Here is a 19,778-nt window from a genome sequence, read left to right as displayed (position 1 = left end):
ATGAAATTCAACACTAAAAAATGGAGCGTTATTCTTGGAGTGCTTCTTCTTCTAATTTTTTCAATAAACAGTATTTTAAGTGTTGTTGTTTCTAACCTTGTAAACACACAATTACAAGAAATTAATGAACAGAAAAAGTTAACTATTTCTGTAGGTAAAATTAATTTAAATGTGTTTACTGGAGATTTAAATCTTAAAAATGTACAGGTAAAACCTGATAGCTTGTTTTTTGAAAACTTTAAAAAAGGCCTTGCAGAAAAAGCAAGTACTTCTGAATTTACTTTGTCTGAACTGAAAATAAAAGGATTTGGTATTTATGCTATTTTAGTACATAAAGAAGTGTATGCGCGTAAAATTATAGCAAAAGGATTGCAATTAAATTTGTATAAATTAGACAATCCTTTAGATGTTGAAAGTAATTCTACCGAAGGGAAAATAGCAAGAATTGATTCTATTTTTATAAAAGAAATTAAACAAATAGATTTTAAACGTGTTGTTTTTGAAGATTTTGATTTTAGAATTATGAACGTTAAAAATGCCGATACACTATTTTCTTATAGTGGAGAAGCTTGTGAAATTTCAGGTGTTAATTTAGATGCGCATCCTACTATTGAAAATTATTTTGTAGTTGATAAAAAAGACTTAGAAATTAACTTTAAAGAGCAAGAAATAAAAACCAACAACGGAGATTATACAATTGGTCTAAATGACATTAAATACAATTATAAAAGCAGCTCATTGGTTATATCTAATTTTAAATTAAACCCCACTTTAGATAAGAAAAAATTGGCAGCAACGTACCCATACAATACTGAAGTTTATGAAATAAACACCAAAAACATTCAATTTAAGGGGTTTTATTTAGATAGTATTTTAAGAAAAGGAGTTGTTAGTTTAGACACAGTTTTAGTTGAGCAACCAATATTTGGTATTTATATTGACCAAACAAAACCACAAGATTTAAATAAACGGCCTAAATTTTTAAATGAATTATTAAAAGGAGTCACGGAACCTTTTAATATTGAAAAAATACTGCTAAAAAATGGAGAACTTAATTACCGTGAAAAGCACGAAAAATTTAAAGAATTAATGGTTTTAGACATCTCAAATTTGAATGCTGAATTTAGTAATGTTACCTCTTTAAAGGATAGCTTGGACTTTGGAAGCGATTTAAAAATAAATTTAAAAGGAAACATTTGTAAAGTAGCTCCGTTAAACTTAGATGTTGTAATGCATTATAACACTTATAATAATTCGTATTTGTTTACAGGAAGTGTTGGAGCAGCAAATTTTATTAATTTTAATGATGCGCTGTACGCAGGAACTGGTGTAAAGTTTGAAAGTGGTAAATTACAGCAAATGAATTTTACGGTTACAGGTACTACTGCCGGATCAACAGGTAAGTTACTTATGCGGTATACCAATTTAAATGCCAAAATTTTTAAAGATCATAAAAAGAAAAAAACCATTTCTTGGATTGGAAACTCTATAATTGTTGACTCTAATCCTACTAAAAAAGGGAAACTAAGAGTTGGTGCAATTGAGTTTGAAAGAGAACCCCATAAAGGTTTTGGAAATTTACTGTGGAAATCAGTTTTATCTGGAATGGTAAACACTGTAAATCCTGTAGGTAAAATTGTAAAAGAAGAAAAAAAGAAAACACAAACAGTGCATAAAAAAGAAAAAAAGAAGTGGTTTTCTAAATTTTAAAAAACCTCTATTTTTTTTTCAATAAAAATTAAAACTATCTTTAGAATAGCAATGTTTTTTATTCTAAAGATAGTTTTGTGTAAAAAATAAAGATCTAAAGACCAATGTTTTTTGGTGGGTATTTTTTAAAAGTTAAAGCGTGTTGTTTCATTTTTGCGCCTAATGTTGCAAGCCAAGCACTTCTTCTATGACCAACAGGCATTTTTTCTTGTGGGTCTATGTATAAATTAAATAACCAAGGTGCTAAACCAACATCTTCAATAGTAGCATAATCAATATACATATGTGTTGAATGTGGAATAATAACTTTTACGTGTTCCTTGTATTCTTTCATTCTCATAGCCATAAACTCTTTTCCCCACCAAAAATAAGCAGCTTCTCGGTTTGTTTTTCCTTCGGGAAGGAATAAAAAACTACTTTGATCAATAAAATCAAAATATTTATCGCTTGGTAAAGTTGTTCTATCAACACCAGCCAATCTTAAACTTACGCCAAATAAATCCATTAAATCAAAAACTCCGTTACTTTCAGATCCTGGAGCAATCATTCCTGGCCAATAAGCAATTCCTGGAACTCTAACTCCACCTTCAAAAGTTGTTCCTTTAGCTCCTCTAAAAGGCGTGTATCCTGAATCTGGCCAAGAATCCATTTGCGGACCATTATCAGAAGTTACAAAAACAAACGTATTTTCTAGTAAACCTTCATCAGTCAAGGCTTTTACAATGTTTCCTATGTGCATATCAACTTCAGCTATGGCATTTTTATATTGGTATTTTGCGGCGCTTAATCCAGGGTAATCTGGGTTGTCATGATTGTCTGCGTGCACTTTCATGAAACAATGTTCTAAAAAGAAAGGTTCGCCAGATTTTGCAAAATCTTTTATTTTTGAAATAGAAAAATCTGTTAATACTTGATCAGCTCTACCAATATCTTCAAGAGATTTTACTTGGCTTACTTTTTCGGTTTTACCACCTTTCCAGCCATGTTGTAAATGGTCGTCAGGTTTAATACTTTCAAAATCTTTCATTCGTTCTTCATTTAGAACTAAATCAGGATAACGTCTAGGATCAAAACCTTGTGAAATTTCCTTTTGAGCAGGGTAATAACCTAAATATTCATCAAAACCAATATCGTGAGGTCGCATACCAATACTTTCACCAACATGCCATTTTCCGGTAAGTAAAGTGTAGTAACCTGCATCACTTAAAATTTTGGCCAAACTTAATTCGTCTTCCCAAGGGTTTGAGGTAATTTTGTCTCCGGCTAAAATAGGTCTAATAAGTCCAGTTCGTACTGGAAGCCTTCCTGTTAAAATTGCAGATCGGGTAGGAGTACAGGTTTGTTGTGAGTAGCATGAGGTTAGTTTTAAACCTTGTGCTGCCAATTTATCCATATTTGGAGTTTCAGCACCAATTGCGCCTCCACCACCGTAGCAACCAGGATCACCGTAACCCATATCATCAACAATTAACCAAACTATGTTTGGTTTTTTGCCAGTCTTTTTTTCAAGGTCGGCTAATTTTTTTGTAATTGCTTTTTCTTGTTCAGGGTGCGGAATTGAAGGTTCAAAATTTTCAGCTGTTTTTACAGATCTGTCAAAGCTTTGTGCGTATATTTGAAAAGTAGCAGTTGCTATTAAAATAAAGCATAGAAACAATTTTTTCATAAGTGATTAATTAGTTTAGTAGTTTTTATTCTTCTTTCATTGAAAAATTGACTTTCAGCATAGGTTTAGTACCTAAATTTTCAGGTGCCTCCTTACTGGCCGTTTCAATGTTAATTTGTGTTGAGTCTTTAGTTGTTTTTAAATATTTTTCTACGTTTGTTAAAAGTGTTTTATTGGTTAAAGCTACAATTGAGTCTATAACCGTTGGTGTTGTAAGTGCTAAACACGCTTTGTTAATTGATAGTGTGTCTTGTGCAATTTTTTTACGTACAAAGTGCTCAAAACCTTTTTCATCTTTCAAATAATCTTTTTTCTTTTTTTTGAAATAAAGTTTACCTACTTCAGCTTTAGCTATGGCTTCTTTTTGTAGCTCAGGATCAACATAATGCACTAAATCTATTTTAAGCTCTGGCTTTTTGTCTTCCAAATCTAGCAACATGTTTAATTGTTTTATATGTTGATCTGAAGGGATTGAATCTAAATAATTAAAGTGAATAGCTTCAAAATCTTTAGGATCTCCACCAAATAAACCAGCTAATAACTTACCTGGACTTGCAGCTACTTTAACAATTAAATTTTTAAACGTTGACCAAACAATTGTTTTTATATCTAACGAAGGATCGTTTAAATCACCTCTTACAGGAATATCAAGGTTTACTTCTCCATTTTTATCGGTTAAAATAAACAGTGCAAATTTAAGCGGTAAATTATATAAACCTTTTTGCGTACTGTTGAGTGATGGGTTTTTAATAAGTAATTTGTTTTCGCTGGTAATTTGTCCGTTTATTACTTTTGAGTTTGAATAATAATACATATCACCTTCTAAAATGGTATGCCCCATATAATAACCTGTGTAAATATTAATATCTGGCAGTTTAAATTTTTCAATAGAAATATCAATATTAAGGTTGTTTAAATCCAAAGGGTTTAAGCCTAATTCAGCTTTTAAAGTCCCTCGTTTATTTAGCAACATATTTGAATAAATAGTTAACCAGTCTGCATCACTTAAAATACTATCTGAATTGATGGTAATATCACTTAAATGATAGTTAAACGGACTTCCAGTTAAATTGTCTGTGTAATCTGTAATTCCTTGCTGAACAGTTAAATGATTGATTGCATAAAACAAGGAGTCATTTTGGGTAGTAGTTTTGTTTTCTTCTTCTTTTTCTTGTATTTCTTCGGAAGTGATTTTAAATATGTCGAAAAAATTATTACTAACAGAGTCTAACTTAAAAAACACATAAGGTTCTTTAATTTGTAAAGTATCTATTATATACGAACTTTTGGCATTGTTAATTTCTTTTAAAACACAATTTATTTTTTTTACAGCTAAAAACTTTTTATCCTGTTGGTCATTCATTGCAAAGTCTTCAACCTGCACATTTCCTGAAACGGTTGAATTATCTACTTGGTTAATGTTTCCTGAGATACTTAATTTGCTGTTAACTAGTCCTTTCAGGTAATTAATATTGACTGACTGTTGTGCATACTTTATAAGTGGATCTAAAACTAAATGATGTACCGTTAAATCAGCTTTGTACTCACCACTTTTAGGATCTACTTTTACTGAAGATTCAAAATAACCATTATTGGCTAAATTAAACTTAATACCTGCTTCACTTTTATTATTTTGATCCCATCCTATAAATGGTACAAAAAATGATAAATCGTTTATTTTTGCTGTGTGATCTATATTTTGATTGTTAAAATAAAAGTTAGCACCTTTAATTTCTATATTAGAAAGGCTGTATTTAATAGGTTCTGCAGTTGTATTTTCTTTAGGTATAGTATCTGTTGAGGTGTGAAATGCAATTAAATCATCAAAGTTAAAAACAGAATCTTTTTGTACGGCATTTAAATACAACCCTTTTACATAAAATTGCTCTAAAACAAACTCATCATATAACATTTGGTAAGGCTCTAAATCAACAATTAAAGTATCAAACGAAATAAATGGTGTTGCTTCATCTTGTTCAAGCATTTTAAAATCAAGTACTTTTGCTGTTCCTGTAAAATAATTAATTTTTAATTTTTCAATTTCTACCTGCCGCCCAATTAGTTCTTTACTGTGTTTTATTACGTAGTTTTTCCCTAAAGTTGGCAATGCTAATAAAGCTATAACAACAATTGTAAAAATTGATAGTAGTGTTATAAGAATAATTTTTTTCAATTTCATAGCTAATGAATTTATAGAACCTGACTTTTTTTGAATGTTTTATTTATTAACTTGTTGTTTAATATTTTCTTTTAAATCTTGTAAAGTTAAAACAAATTCTCGTTGTCTAATAACTTGCAGTTTATATTCCTTTAATTTTTGGGTAAGTAAATTCCAAAGCACCATATTTTCATGAAAATTATTGTAGTTGGCTTTTGGGCCGCCTTCAATAAATAAGTCTTTTTCGTTTTTTGGTGAAATAGTTACATAATTCATGTGTTTGTTAGTAAAAGGTTCAATACTAAATAAATATCTGTTCATGCTGTATTCATGCGCCTCGTTTATGTTTAGCAGTTCTTGCTGCATTTTACGTAAAAGTTTTACGGTTTCTTTATTCTTTATTTTTGAAATATATCCATTTGAAGATAGTTCTTTTGTTGCAGGAAAATTGAAAATTTGTTTAGGTACTTTTACAAATGCACCTAAATTTTCTTGTAAATACGCAAGCGAATCTTTGTTGGGTGACGTTATAATTTTAAGGCAGTTGGTAACTTGTAAAATAAGCGTATCAATTTCTTTATTTTTTATTTTACCATTTTTTATAGCAGGTTCTAATTCGTGTTGAATGCTTACAAAATAGGCTTTTACTTTTTGTTGTTCCACGTGATCTGTGTACATTCCATAAATTGCTAAAGCCAGTAAAATTGCAATTTTAAATAGAATTATTTCTAACAAACCATTTTTTATAAACCTACCTGATTTATCTTCTTTTTTTGAATGCGCTACAAGTCTTTTTACAAATGGATTCATAGTTTTAAAGTGTTTGTTTTAGTTTTTTTAAATTAATATAAGCAAAAACTACACTTACCCTTAACATGTTAGATTTTGCATTATTGTCACCAGCTAAAATTTTATCGTATCCAGCAAATATAGAAAGTGGTGCTGAAATTTGATAACCTAAGTTTACACCACCACCTAAAATATTGTTTAAGTTATCATCTGAAATACCATCTGCTTTTGTTGTTCCTCCGTATTGGTATCGTAAGTCAATACCAGCCCAAAGTTTTTTAGTGAAATTATGTGTTAAATGATTTTCAATAATTAATAACGGATCTTGTTCAACCACATTTGCAGAGTTGGAACGTGCAGGGTCGTTATTTTTGGTATAAAATTGAACACTTGGTATTATTTCAAGCCAAGTAGCATTTTCTGAAATGTTTTTATGAAATGGAATTGCCATAGTTGCTCCAAACTCAAATGCAGAACGATTGGTTCCTAAATTTAAAAGTTTTTCGCTATTGTATGTTCCAGAGTACCAATATTTAAATAAGGCATTTAAGCTAAATTGTGGTTGGTGTTTAGAAAATTCCAGCGCGTTTAAAGCTGGTGCTCCAATTAAACCATATTCCAACGCTACATATCCATCTGAAAAACCAGAAGCTGTTAATCCTTCATTTATTTCTTTTATAGGTGTAGCTATATTAGCATTTAATGAACCTGGATTCAGCATAAAAAAAACACGTGCAAATTTTTTACCAATACCAAATGTATGTACAAAAGTAGTTGGAAATAGTTGAATTTTTATATCAGCATTTTTCACCAAAATGTTATCTCCAGGTAATAAATTTTGATCTAAATGTAAATATTTAACATTCAAAGCCCATACGCCTTTTGGCGCAAATAGATGCGCTCTTGGCCCATCTCCTTGCGCAAATAAACCGCTACTAATACTAAAAAAAAGAAGTATTAATATGTATTTATTTTTTAACGGCATTTATAAAAGTTTAATGTGTACAGCATTAATTTTATTGTCAAATTTAAATGGTGCTTTTTCAAGGTAATCAAAAGAAACAGGTGAGCCTAAGTCTATACCTACGTCTAAAGTTTCACTTGCCGAAAATGCGGCAGGAACAGTACCTAATGTTTGTACATTTCCTACTTCTTTACCATCTACAGTTAAGGTTATTTTTGCTGGTGCACCAGGTTTATTGTCTTTTATAACGGTAGTTATTTCAAAGGTGTGTTTTCCTTTTTTAATTTTTGAAGCACTTGCCACTTTAAATTGATGAATAATCATCATATTATATTCATATTTTAAATAGCCATTTTCCATATAACAAGTTAATCCGCCACCAATACCTCCAAGTGCGTACAATACACCATTTTGGTTGTCATTTACTTCTAAGTCAATTACAACTGTATTGCTTTTTTTACCAAGCCCTGGAGCTGCAAATTCTGGCATTCTGGTAGTGTTTTGGTCAAAGTGCCATTCAGTATAAGGAGATGTAATAATATCTTCAGGGTGTAATCTTAACCAAATACCTGCACCAATTGGAAAAACTTTATTTTCTTTGGCTTCGGTTAAAAATAGTTGTTGTAATTCTGCTAGTTTTTCAGGGTATTGTTCTGATACATCTGTAGCTTGAGAAAAATCGTTACTTAAATCATATAATTGCCAAACATCTTTTTCAGAATCCCAATCAGCCAATCCTTTTTGTGCAGATAGCCAAGGGTATAATGGCCCAAAAGTGCTTGCAAACCAACCTTCGTGATAAACACCACGACTTCCGTTATTATCAAAAAATTGAGTTTTTTTCAAGTTTTCAGCATTTGCATCTGTAAAAGTTGCTGCAAAGCTTTTACCATCAATAGGATCTTGTTCAAACCCATTCACTACTTTAGGATTTGGTATATTTAAAATATCATATAATGTAGGTGCAATATCGTTTACGTGTAAGAATTGTGTTCTTGGTGTGTTGTCAGGTTTAATTCCTTTAGGCCAAGAAATAACCATTGGGTTTCGTGTTCCTCCAAAATGTGCTGCAACTAACTTTGTACTTTTAAAAGGTGTGCTTCCTGCCCAAGCCCAACTTGCGTGATACATGTTTTCAACTTTATTTGTACCTAAGGCATCTAATCCGCCAATTTTATTTAAAGCTTCAATTTGTTGTTCTATAGTGTTTGGAATTTGATTTTGAGCTAACAATTCACTAATACTACCTTGTTGACCTTCGGCACTAGAACCATTGTCTCCAAAAATGTAAATTACAATGGTATTGTCTTTATAACCCATTTCATCCATTCCATCTATTAATTTGGCTACTTGGTGGTCTGTGTGTTCAACAAATCCAGCAAATATTTCCATTAATCTCAATTGAAATGCTCTTTCTTTTTCAGGAATGTCTTTCCAAGCAACCATTGTTGAATCTCTTGGAGTTAGTAAGGTACCTTCAGGGATTATTCCCATTTCTAACTGACGTTTATACACGCGTTCGCGATACGCATCCCATCCTTCGTCAAATTTTCCTTTGTACTTTTCAGACCATTCTTTAAAAACGTGGTGAGGTCCGTGTACAGCTCCTGGAGACCAATACATAAAAAACGGTTTGTCTGGTGCGTATGCTTTGTGTTCTCCCAACCATTTTAAGCCTTTGTCAGCCATATCTTCTGTTAGGTGATATTTTGGGTCGTGTGGAGGTTCAACAGGGTTGTAATTTTCAAATAAGCGAGGTTCGTATTGCGAAGTTTCACCCGCCATAAACCCATAAAAATATTCAAATCCATAACCGTTTGGCCAAAAATCTTTTGGTCCCATTGCGGTGGTTTGGTTTGCAGGTGAGTTATGCCATTTTCCAAATGCAGATGTATTATAACCATAATTTTTAAGCACTTCAGCAATGGTTGCAGATGTTTTTGGAATAATACCTGTATAACCGTCAAAATTTACAGCACGTTCTGCTATAGTTCCGCTACCTACGCGTGTATGATTTCTTCCGGTTAGCAAAGAAGCACGTGTTGGTGAACAAATTGCTGTTGTATGAAATTGTGTATAAATAATTCCTTCTTCGGCTAGTTTATTTAATGCAGGTGTTGCTACCTCACCTCCAAAAGTTTCTGAAATACCAAAACCAACATCATCAATTAAAACTATTAAAACGTTAGGTGCATCTTTTTGTAAATGTGTTTTTTTTGGCCAAGGAGCTAGTTTACTTTCTGCTAAAGTTTCTCCCGTTTGACTGGTTGATGGAATGGTTGGAAAAGGAAGAATACTACCATCTTGCTTTAAATTGTTTTGGGAGTTGGCGCTTTCATGTTGCTTGTTACACCCAACCAATAGAATAATGGCTGAGGTTAAAATAATTAGTTGCTTTTTCATTTTTTAAGTTTTAGTAAACTCAAAAATAAATATTTTATGATAGTTGTAAGTGAAAAAAAAGTAATTTTTATGTATTTAATCCTGAAAATAAGTGAATTGGGGTTGAATTATGACTAGCATGTGTTGTTTTAGGTTCGATTACTAATGTTTTGGTATAGAGGTTTCTAGATAAACTCTCTGTTTAGAATAAAAGCTTACCTAAAAACATACATTTATTGTAACAATTGTTTATTGAATGGAAAGTTAACAGTTACACTATAAAAAACTTGAAAGGGGTTTGTTATTTTGTTTTTTTACTGTAAAACTTTTTTTTATTGCTGTTGCTGTCTCCTTTTTTAGCTTTTTGTTTTGCTCTATAGTTTTTCTTTTTTCGTTGATTTTTTGTAAGCTTTGGAGCTAGAGGAATTTCTTCATTTTCATCTAAAGGGAAAGGGTGCTCTTTAATAACAGGAATTTGTTGATTAATTAATTTCTGAATATCTTTTAAATATTCTTTTTCTTCTTGGTTACAAAATGAAAGTGCTATTCCACTTGCTTTTGCTCTTCCTGTACGCCCAATTCTATGAACATATGTTTCAGGGATATTTGGTAAATCGTAATTAATTACTAGCGATAAATCAGAAATATCAATACCTCTTGCAGCAATATCTGTGGCAATTAACACATGTAAATCTCCATCTTTAAAATGACCTAAAGCGCGTTGACGTGCACTTTGAGATTTGTTTCCGTGAATGGCTGCCGATTTAATTTGAGATTTTGCTAATAAGCGAACTACTTTATCTGCACCATGTTTGGTTCTTGAAAACACCAATACAGACGCATCAGGATTTTCTTTTAATAAATGAATTAATAATTTAGACTTATTTGGTTTACTTACAAAATAGATTGCTTGTTCTACTTTTTCAGCTGTTGCTTGTTTAGGTTTTATGGTTACTTTTTCATGTCTTCCTAAAATTTTAGTAGATAATTCGACAATTGAAGCAGGTATAGTTGCCGAAAAGAAAAGAGACTGACGTTTTGCTGGTAACTTGGCAATTAGTTTTTTAATATCGTGTATAAAGCCCATATCTAACATTTGATCAGCTTCATCTAATACAAAAAATTTGATATCGTTCAGTGAAATATATCCTTGAGAAATTAAATCTAATAAACGACCTGGTGTAGCAACTAAAATATCTACACCACGCCTTAAAGCATCAGTTTGTGCATGTTGTTTTACACCTCCAAAAATAACCGTGTTTTTTATATTGGTGTACTTTCCGTAAGCAGTAATATTATCGTTAATTTGAATGGCTAATTCACGCGTAGGCGTTACAATTAACGCTTTAATTTTACGTTTTCCTTTTATTTCTTGAATTCCGTTGTATAAATGTTGAATAATTGGAATTGTAAAAGCAGCTGTTTTTCCTGTTCCTGTTTGTGCGCAACCTAATAAATCTTTTCGGTCTAATAAAATAGGAATAGATTGTTCTTGTATAGGTGTTGGGTTTGTGTATCCTGCGTCGTCAAGTGATTTTAAAATAGGCTCAATAATCCCTAATTCTTTGAATGTCATATAATTTAAATAAGTTGGCAAAGGTAAGTGAATAGTTTGGATAAATAGTGTTTTAAGCTAAAACGCATAAAACAAGTAGTTTAAATACATAGATTTTATCAACTTGGTTATTCTAAGATTGTTTACTTTTGCCAACTTAAAAATAAAACATAGTATGAGTTACCAATTAATTTGTTCAGATATTGACGGTACATTGTTGAATAAAAATAGAGAGTTATCTAAAGCAACAATTGAAGAAGTACAGCGTGTAGCACCTATTCCAATGGTGTTAATTTCATCGCGTATGCCAAAAGCATTACGTCACTTACAGATTGAATTTGGGAATGTTTCAACACCATTAATTGCGTATAACGGTGGTTTGGTGTTAGATAAAGACCGTGTATTGCATTCTACTTTTATTAAAAATGAAGTGTTGGCTGAAATTATTAGTAAAAGTGCTGATACAAGTATTCATTTAAGTTTATATCATGCTGATGAATGGTATGTTCCTTCTATGGATTATTGGGCAAAACGTGAAGAAAACAATACAAAAGTAACGCCTGAAATAAAATCGTCTGTTGAAGTTTTAAATACTTGGATTCAAGAGGGGAAAGGAGCGCATAAAATTATGTGTATGGGCGATGCTGAAGAAATTGATGCGTTGTACAAATCATTAGAAATAACTTTCTCTAATGAAATTATGTTGTACCGTTCAAAAGATACCTATATTGAAATTTCTCATAAAGATATTTCTAAAAAAACGGCTATTGAAGTGTTGTTAAATAATCATTACACAGATATTTCAATGAACAAAGTAATTGCTTTTGGCGATAATTACAATGATATTGAAATGTTAAAAGCTGTTGGTTTAGGTGTTGCAGTAGCAAATGCAAATGAAGAAGTTTTACAAATTGCTGATGCCGTTACAGACACGAATAAAAATGATGGCGTTGCAAAAGCAATTAAAGAATTTATAAAGTAGTTGGTATTTACAAATAATAGTACTTAAAATTATTGATTGAAATAAAAAACGGTTATTCAGTAGATCTAAAATGTAGTTTTATTTAATTTTTCCTATTATTTCTGAAGCTGACTCGGCGCAACGTTCACCATCCATAGCAGCTGAAACAATTCCGCCAGCATAACCACCACCTTCACCGCAAGGGAATAAACCTTCAATTTCAGGGTGTTCTAATTGTTCGTTTCTTGGAATATTTACAGGTGATGAGGTTCTAGATTCTACACCAATAATATTGGCTTCTTTAGTGTAATAACCGTGCATTTTTTTTCCAAAAGCATCAAAACCTTTTCTTAGTCTTCCACCAATTTGCTTTGGTAAAATTGAATGTAAATTTGCCGATTTTAACCCTGGTTGGTATGATGTTGGGTTTAAGGTGTTAGAGTATTTTCCTTCTACAAAATCAGTCAAACGTTGTGCAGGTGCAGTTTGAGTTTTTCCACCAGCAATCCAAGCTGTTTTTTCTAAATCTTTTTGAAATTCTAGGCCTTTTAATACACCAAACTGTTCATATTTACGCAAATCTTTTTCGGCATTAATTTCAACCACAATTCCAGAATTGGCATACAAATTATTTCTTTTTGAAGGTGACATTCCGTTTACCACAACTTCGCCATTGGCTGTTGCAGCTGGGACTATAAATCCGCCCGGACACATACAAAATGAGTATACACCTCTGTTTTGTACTTGATGCACCAAACTATACGAGGCCGCTGGTAATAATTCGTCGCGTTTGCCTTTGCAATGATATTGAATGGAATCTATAATTTCCTGTGGATGCTCTACACGAACCCCCATAGCAAATGATTTAGCTTTTAATGAAATATTTTTACGATGTAATAAATAGTAAATATCTCTAGCTGAATGTCCTGTTGCCAATATTACGGCATTCACAGGCATTTCAGTGTCGTTTTTAAGCTGAATTGCAGTTAGTTTATTGTTTTTTATAACAAAATCTGTGACACGACTTTCAAAATGAATTTCTCCACCATATTTTAAAATGGTTTCACGAATATTTTTTACAACAGTTGGTAATTTATTGGTACCAATATGTGGATGTGCATCTACTAAAATTTGATCTGTTGCACCATGATAAACTAAATTTTCAAAAATACGTCTAACATCGCCTCTTTTTAAACTGCGTGTGTATAATTTTCCATCAGAATAGGTACCTGCTCCACCTTCACCAAAACAGTAATTTGAATCTTCATCAACCAAATGAAATTGATTGATAGCACGTAAATCACGTCTTCTATCTTGTACATTTTTACCACGTTCTAACACAATTGGTTTAAAACCTAGTTCAATACAACGTAAAGCTGCATACATACCGGCAGGTCCAAAACCTATAATATGAATTTCTTTGGCGTTAGAAACATCTTTGTAATTAAAACTGTAAGCTGGCTTTTCAGGAATAGCTTCGTTTATATAAACAGCTAACTTGTAATTGAAAATAATTTTTGCTTTACGGGCGTCAATTGATTTTCTAAGTACTTTTATGGCAGTAATTTCACTTTTATCAATATCCAAATGGTGAGCAGCTTTTCGTTCTAAAAAACCTGTAAATTTTTCTTCTCTAAGCTGTACTCTAATTTGAATTTCTTTTACCATAGCGGCAAAATTAATGAAATTAAAGCGATTAAACTATTGTAGCGGTAAGTGTAGTTGCTTTTTTAAATATAGCAAATAGCATTGTTACGTTTACATCCAGTTTAGTAGAGATAAGCCTATACCAAATGTGGTTTGTTTATGGTTGAAATCAATTAAACTTTCTCCGTAGCCGTGAGAAAATTGAGTGTAAATTCTTAAATTATTATAAAGCTCAGCAGCATAATCTATTTGAATACTTCCGCGGTTGTTACTGCCGGTATTTAAAGAATGCCTTCCTCTAAAACTTATTTGATGCTTTTTGTATTTATGCGCCACTAACAATTCTGCTCTTCCAACATAGTTTTCAATGTTTGGATTGTTGTCATCTTCAAAATCTTCTGAAATTCGAATCCAAGGTTTAAAAATAACTGCCCATCCTTTGGCTTCTAAACCAAAACGAAAAACAATACGATTCCAACTTCGTGAAAGCGGGTTTGATCTTCCGTTGCTTTGATGCATTAATCCGATACCTGAATAAACGCCTTGTAAACCAAATAACTTATATTTTGTGGGAAGCATAAATATTACTTCGGGTTCGTAATTGGTTTCTCTAAACGGTCTAGAGTATGCTTCATTATACACTTGCCAGCGTGAAGATTGTGTGTAGGCAATCCATAAGTCTCCACCTGTTTTTTCTCCTAAAATATTTTGTAAAACTTTTGTTTTAAAACTTAGCTGAAATTTTAATTCAACTTGATTTAACTCTAAAGGAACCGGAACTGTATTTGCAGGATTTTCACTTGTAGGTTGCTCGTTAATATCGTTTGTGTAATTGGCAAATAAAATATAAACAGGTTTATAAGGTTCAAATTTAAATAGCTGTTTTTTATTACTAGGTTGCACTAAACCCCAGCGTTGAGAAAGCGAAACGGTTTCCATGTCAAATTCATTTTGAGCATTTAAAACCAAAATAGTTATAAAGAAAAATAGAAAAGTTAGTTTTAAGTTCATGCTATTTTCTTATTAAACTAAAATGACCTTTTTTCTCACGAATATTCCCGTTTTCATCAATTAATTGTGCTGAAAACCAATAGTCTGATGAAGGTAGTTGATCGTTATTGTACAAACCATTCCACCCTTCAGAAGTGGCATTAATTTGTGTAATTAATTTGCCATACCTATCAAAAATATAAATTAGAGATGAAGGATAAAAATCGGCATTTACACCTTTAATTTGCCAAGTGTCATTATATCCGTCATTGTTAGGTGTAAAGAATTTTGGAAAACCAATAACTGAAACTTCAATAGCTGCTAAACCACAATTGTTTTTATCTTGAACATAAATAGTGTGAATTCCAGGAGCAACCATTTCAAAAACAGGTTCATCTTGAAACGGGCCATACATTTCATCAAGAGAATATTCATAGTCGCCAATCCCTAAATTGGTTGGATTTATGGTAATTGTATTGTTATCTGAATCATCATTAATTGTAATATCATTTAAAGTAATTGTAGCAATATTAGACTCTGTAACGGTAATTGTTTGTGGAAAAGAAGTACAGTTTGAACCTGAAGTTGCAATAACCGTATAAACACCACCTTCTTTAATAGTAGCAGTGGTTTGATCACTTATTAACGTGCCACTTTCATTAAACCATTCATAGGTGTAATTACCTTGTGCATTTGTGGGACTTACTGTAATTGGGGGTAAGTTTAAACAAACAATTTCTGTTGCATTTACTTCAAATTCTGGACGAGGATACACCGTTAAAGTTATATGTGGACCAATTCCAAAACAATCGCCATTATCTTCACTTTGAACACGAACATATAAAACTTGTGAGAACGGAGTTTCATTTGTGTAACTGTTCTGCGGAAGAATTTCATTTTCTGCTAATTGCGCATCGTTTAAATTTTTAAAATAATGCACGCTTAAATTTTGTCCACTAGGAAATTGGTTAATAATATCTGCGGAAGCTTCAGTTAAATCAAATGTTTCATAACCATCTATGTTTTGGTCAGCATCACACTGTTCTAAAAAAATCATATAATCTGTTGGGAAACTTGTTGTTGAAACTTCTAATATTACAGTTGCAACTCTGTGGCAACCGTTTGTGTTTTCGGCTCTAGCGTATACTATATTTGCTGTTGTATTGTTAAATGGAGAAGGAGTTATTGGATTGTTTCCGGTATCTGCATCAGCAAAATTAAGATAATAACTAACTGTTAAAGTAGTATCTCCATTTGTAATAAAAGTGTCAGCTTCAGTTAAATTAAAATCGGTAAAACCATCTGGAGAACCATCTTCATCACAATTTTTTAATGTTATAGTATCTTGAATTACAGGTAATGCATTTACCTGTATTTCAAAAGAAGTTTTTGTAGAACAAGCATTTTCTAAATTATTTGTAATTTGAACATAAATTGTTTGCCCGTTTATAATTGTATTTTCAAAGTTTGTTGCATTTGTAATTTCGCTACTCAACGTATAAGCAGGGTCAGTGAAATACGAAAAAGTAAAGTCAGACGCATTTTTTCCGTTTAATAAAATAGTTTCATTTACGGTTAAATCAAAAAATGAAAATCCGTTAGTATCATCTCCATCCATGCTGTTGTCACACTCTTCAAGTGTTGGAATATTGGCTGGAAGTACAGGTGGAACAGTTTCAAAAACTGAAATATCTATAGCTAACCTAGATGAACTTTCGCAACCGTTTATAGTTTGTGTTGCGTAATACGTTGTGTTATTTACTAATAATTCTGAAGGGTTTAAAGCTACTCCTCCGTTTGAGTTTTCATACCACAAAATAGTTGTCCCTGTTATTGCAATATCATTTAAAGTTGCGTTTTCTATATCGCAAAAGTTTTGTGGAGTTGCTGCAATTGGTGCTGCCGTATATTCAACGGTTATAGTAACAGGAGTTCTGGTTAAAGTTGTACAGCCATTATTTGTAGCATCTACATAATAAGTTGTACTCATTGTTACTATTGGAGTAGTAAAACTGGTTCCTTCAAACAACGAAGTTCCTCCTGTTGCATTTTCATACCAGTTTATAATTCCCTCAGATGCACTTGCAGTTAAAACACCAGAACCTGCTCCGCAAATTGTTGTGTTTGACACGTTAGTAATAGTTGGAATAGTATAAACAGTTGCTGTAATTGGGGTTCTTTCACCTGTTTCACAAATACCATCAGAAGATGCAAGTGCATAGAACGTGGTGCTTGTTGAAATTTCATTTGTTGTATAAGAATCACCACTACCAATTTTTGTTCCGCCAGTTAAAGCATCAAACCAAATAACAAAACCAGTATTTGAGGTTGCAGAAAGTGTTGCTTTTCCAGACTCGCAAACAGGCGTTACTATATTTGTTTCAGTTATTTTTGGAATGTAAATTTTTGTGCTTGCTGAAATATTTAAAATAGGATCTCCGGGCATACCACCAAATTCTACTACATATCCTTTAGGTTCATAATAGCCTTCGTCTCCATAATCAGAGCCTTCATTTGGTAAATCATTCCACTCACCTTTACTAGCCGAAGGTAAATCGGGGTGTACAATATGTGCGTAATCTTCGTTGTTGTTGGCATCATTAGGCTCGTTTGGTGCATTCCAGTTAGCATACGGGTAATCTGCACCATTGGTATTTCCTCCTCCGTTTCCAAACCAAAAAGTACCACCAGCTTCAGGTCCAGTAACCCATTTCCAAACATCTTCAGTTCCTTTATCAGTTCCACCAATCCATCCGGCACCGGCAGCTTGTTCTCCGCATAGTTGTGTTTCTTCAGGAGTAGTTAATGTGGCTAAATAACCTTGTAAACCATAATAATCGCTATTTTCAGCTGCTATTTTAGCTTCTTCCCAGGTAATGCCTAATTTTGAAATATATTTGTAATAATGACCTGTTAATGGAAGATAATCTGCTTCACCTGCGGTTATTGAAAATGCTTTGTCACTTGATGGGTTTTGGGAGCTGCTTTTAAATTGAACATCTTTTACAGCTGCTTCTATTTCACTGTCAATTGCAGTTCCTGTTCCTGTCCATTCTAATTCTAATTTACCTTCGGTTATGTTAAATGTTTTTGCTGTTATATTTAGATGCGTTCCGGTTAATTGTAAAATATCTTCTCCTTGAGCATAACCTTCGGAAATTTGTATAAACACTTGCTTAATTTCAGTGTTATCAGGATTTGTAATATTAAAACTAGTTACAATTGGAATATAACTTAAAGGACAGTAGGCTTCATTACCAGTTGCGGTTAATGTTGGTGGTGTTTGCGCCCAACAATTGAAAGAGATAATTAGGGTGCAAACAAACAGGTAATAAGTGTGATTTTTGAGAAAAAGCATTAAATGTTACATAAAAAATATTATTCGAGTAAAAATAAGGAAACCATTTTAGTTTTCTTGCAATTAATTGATAGATTTATTTTTTGATTTGAAGTAGGTATAAAATAAAAAAGAGCGTTTAAAACGCTCTTTTTATTTTCACAACAATTAACCTCACTATTTACTACCTAGCAATAACAATTCATTTACAATTACTTCAGTTATATAGCGTTTATTTCCATCTTTATCATCATAATTTCTAGTAGTTAATTTTCCTTCAATTGCAATTTCTTGCCCTTTTTCAACATACTTTTCAATTAGCTCAGCAGTTTTATTCCAAGCTACACAATTGTGCCATTGGGTTTCCGTTTGTTTTTCACCTTGCGCATTTTTATAAGTTTCATTTGTTGCCATTGAAAATTTTGCAAGCTTTTTACCAGATTCTAAATTCAAAATTTCAGGTGCATTTCCTAAGTTTCCAATTAACTGTACTTTGTTTCTTAACGTATTCATAAGATAAGTTTTTAAATTATTGCTGAATGTCATTTGTTCAATTCAACACTGCAAATATTGGGTGCTTTTAAAATTTTATTCGGTTGAAATGTATTTACTTTCGGATGTAAATGTTTGTAGTCGTTTGTAAACGGATAATATTATTGTATATTTGAGCAACTACAAACTAAAAATTAATATATAATGATACGAGATTTTAGAGATGAAATTTGGTTGCCATATGCGAATGATTTATGGTGTGAAGATGATGAGTATTTAATTTCAAATTTTGGCAGAGTACAACGTAAAAAAAGTAATTCAGATACATGGGAACTTTCAAAATCATCGTTAATCGGTGGCTATGATTCTTTTTGGATTCGGAAAAAAGGGAAAAAAGCTTCGTCATCATTTTATACACATAGAGCTGTTGCTTTATTGTTTTGTGAGCGTTTAAATGATGAGAAATTTGTAATTCATTTAGATTTTGACAAACTAAATAATAAGGCTTCAAATTTAAAATGGGTGCATAAATCAGAAATGTTTTTACACCATAAAAAGAACCCTAAAAAAATTGCTAGAATTGGTAAAAGAACGTATTCAAAATTAACAGAAGGAAGGGTTAAATTAATTAAAAAGAAAATATTTGATCCTAATAGAAAAACTAGAATGCGTATGATTGCCAAACAATTTGGAATTTCTGAAATGCAATTGTACCGTATAAAATCTGGTGAAAATTGGGGTCACGTTCAAATAGAAAAAGATTAAATTTAGAAATAGTGAAAAAAAATTGCTTAGAATGTGGTGAGCCACTAAACGGTAGAATTGATAAAAAATTCTGCTCAGATTATTGTAGAAATTCGTACAATAATAAAATAGACAAGGAAAGTAAAAATTTGGTTAGAAATATAAATAATAGATTGCGTAAAAATTATCGTTTGTTATGTGAGTTGAATGGTTCAGGAAAAACAAAAGTTACTAGAACCAAGTTGCTAAACGGGAATTTTGACTTTAATTATTTTACATCTACATATACTACAAAAACTGGAAATACGTATTATTATATTTACAATCAAGGATATTTAATGTTAGAAAACGACTACTATTTATTAATAAAAAAAGAGTAGTCG

14 protein-coding genes are annotated in these 19,778 nt (G+C 31.8%); 4 read left to right on the top strand and 10 right to left on the bottom strand.

Features of this window, described 5'->3' with window-relative positions:
* A complete protein-coding gene (locus ACFQ5N_RS02950) occupies positions 1-1,710 on the top strand; it encodes a hypothetical protein (protein WP_386807618.1) in 1,710 nt (569 codons plus the stop codon).
* A gap of 94 nt (positions 1,711-1,804) precedes the next feature.
* On the opposite strand, the gene ACFQ5N_RS02945 is transcribed toward ACFQ5N_RS02950, so the two are convergent.
* The 6 genes from ACFQ5N_RS02945 to ACFQ5N_RS02920 form a co-directional block, all read right to left on the bottom strand.
* Positions 1,805-3,376: an arylsulfatase gene (locus tag ACFQ5N_RS02945; protein ID WP_386807616.1), complete on the bottom strand. Its 1,572-nt coding sequence runs from the start codon at positions 3,374-3,376 to the stop codon at positions 1,805-1,807.
* A gap of 25 nt (positions 3,377-3,401) precedes the next feature.
* Positions 3,402-5,555 (bottom strand): DUF748 domain-containing protein, encoded by a 2,154-nt coding sequence (locus ACFQ5N_RS02940; RefSeq protein WP_386807614.1) that lies wholly within the window; start codon positions 5,553-5,555, stop codon positions 3,402-3,404.
* Positions 5,556-5,594: 39 nt separating this feature from the next.
* Positions 5,595-6,344 carry a hypothetical protein gene (locus ACFQ5N_RS02935; protein WP_386807612.1) on the bottom strand — a complete coding sequence of 250 codons (750 nt, stop codon included), beginning with the start codon at positions 6,342-6,344 and terminating at the stop codon, positions 5,595-5,597.
* A gap of 4 nt (positions 6,345-6,348) precedes the next feature.
* A complete protein-coding gene (locus ACFQ5N_RS02930) occupies positions 6,349-7,308 on the bottom strand; it encodes a transporter (protein WP_386807610.1) in 960 nt (319 codons plus the stop codon).
* On the bottom strand, positions 7,309-9,690 hold the full coding sequence (locus tag ACFQ5N_RS02925) for an arylsulfatase (protein WP_386807608.1): 2,382 nt from the start codon (positions 9,688-9,690) through the stop codon (positions 7,309-7,311).
* A 280-nt stretch (positions 9,691-9,970) separates the two neighbouring features.
* On the bottom strand, positions 9,971-11,245 hold the full coding sequence (locus ACFQ5N_RS02920) for a DEAD/DEAH box helicase (protein ID WP_386807606.1): 1,275 nt from the start codon (positions 11,243-11,245) through the stop codon (positions 9,971-9,973).
* Positions 11,246-11,399: 154 nt separating this feature from the next.
* Here ACFQ5N_RS02920 and ACFQ5N_RS02915 point away from each other — a divergent pair, with 154 nt between their 5' ends.
* Positions 11,400-12,206, top strand: a complete 807-nt coding sequence (locus ACFQ5N_RS02915; protein WP_386807604.1) for a Cof-type HAD-IIB family hydrolase — start codon at positions 11,400-11,402, stop codon at positions 12,204-12,206.
* 78 nt (positions 12,207-12,284) lie between these two features.
* Here the strand turns inward: ACFQ5N_RS02915 and ACFQ5N_RS02910 are convergent, their stop codons facing one another.
* The 4 genes from ACFQ5N_RS02910 to ACFQ5N_RS02895 all read right to left on the bottom strand — a co-directional run bounded on the left by ACFQ5N_RS02910 (position 12,285) and on the right by ACFQ5N_RS02895 (position 18,672).
* Entirely contained in the window at positions 12,285-13,853 is a 1,569-nt protein-coding gene (locus ACFQ5N_RS02910) for an NAD(P)/FAD-dependent oxidoreductase (RefSeq protein ID WP_386807602.1), read from the bottom strand.
* A gap of 90 nt (positions 13,854-13,943) precedes the next feature.
* Positions 13,944-14,843 carry a phospholipase A gene (locus tag ACFQ5N_RS02905; RefSeq protein WP_386807600.1) on the bottom strand — a complete coding sequence of 300 codons (900 nt, stop codon included), beginning with the start codon at positions 14,841-14,843 and terminating at the stop codon, positions 13,944-13,946.
* Position 14,844: 1 nt separating this feature from the next.
* Positions 14,845-18,180, bottom strand: a complete 3,336-nt coding sequence (locus tag ACFQ5N_RS02900) for an Ig-like domain-containing protein (RefSeq protein ID WP_386807598.1) — start codon at positions 18,178-18,180, stop codon at positions 14,845-14,847.
* A 156-nt stretch (positions 18,181-18,336) separates the two neighbouring features.
* The gene (locus tag ACFQ5N_RS02895; protein ID WP_386807596.1) at positions 18,337-18,672 is read right to left on the bottom strand and encodes a single-stranded DNA-binding protein; all 336 of its coding nucleotides are present in this window, start codon (positions 18,670-18,672) and stop codon (positions 18,337-18,339) included.
* Between the two features lie 183 nt (positions 18,673-18,855).
* On the opposite strand from ACFQ5N_RS02895, the gene ACFQ5N_RS02890 reads away from it, so the two are divergent.
* Both ACFQ5N_RS02890 and ACFQ5N_RS02885 read left to right on the top strand, forming a co-directional pair.
* Positions 18,856-19,416: an HNH endonuclease gene (locus ACFQ5N_RS02890; protein WP_386807594.1), complete on the top strand. Its 561-nt coding sequence runs from the start codon at positions 18,856-18,858 to the stop codon at positions 19,414-19,416.
* 11 nt (positions 19,417-19,427) lie between these two features.
* Positions 19,428-19,775, top strand: a complete 348-nt coding sequence (locus ACFQ5N_RS02885; protein WP_386807592.1) for a hypothetical protein — start codon at positions 19,428-19,430, stop codon at positions 19,773-19,775.
* The last annotated feature ends 3 nt before the right edge of the window (positions 19,776-19,778 follow it).

The organism is Lutibacter holmesii (assembly GCF_042679665.1).
Lineage (GTDB): Bacteria > Bacteroidota > Bacteroidia > Flavobacteriales > Flavobacteriaceae > Lutibacter > Lutibacter holmesii.
This window is presented reverse-complemented; position numbering and strand designations above follow the sequence as displayed.